General features: G+C 40.5%; 1 protein-coding gene. It reads right to left on the reverse strand.

The window, feature by feature from the left end; genetic code table 11:
- The coding region (locus R7Q46_RS30745; RefSeq protein ID WP_318078786.1) for a TetR/AcrR family transcriptional regulator at positions 1 to 457 on the reverse strand (457 nt) is incomplete at its 3' end.
- Positions 458 to 501 lie beyond the last annotated feature (44 nt).

Below are 501 nucleotides of genomic sequence, written 5' to 3' on the forward strand. Positions count from 1 at the left end.
TGCTCATTTGAATCAGCGAGCGTCCAATCAACCATTCCAGTTCTTTATCTCCACCTGAGCCAAACTGGCTTTCTACCATCTTGTACAGACGATCAATGCCATTTGCTGCAAATTCGTGAGCGCTTTCAGACGTAACAATGTGATGGAATAGTAGTCGTAAAATCGCTAAGAATTCAGAGTCTTCTAAAGCTTTAATCCAGCTCTGTGAAAACGCATCTAAACCTTTTTCGAACTCAAGATGTTCGATAAACATTTTAAAAATACGACCATCTAGTGCTGCGGTGAAGTCCGTTTTCTTAGGAAAATGGTGGCTAATACCTGTACGCGATACACCTGTCTGCTGACTCAACGTCGTGTACGACATTTTGTCGTAACCAAGTCTTAGCAATTGATCAACAACGGCATCCATGATCTTCTGGATAGTGATTTCGGTATCTTCTTTACTACGCTTTGGCATACTTTAAGCTCTTCTCTTTGTAAATCCATCTAACTCACAATTAA

The sequence above is a fragment of the Vibrio sp. 811 genome (genome assembly GCF_033339195.1).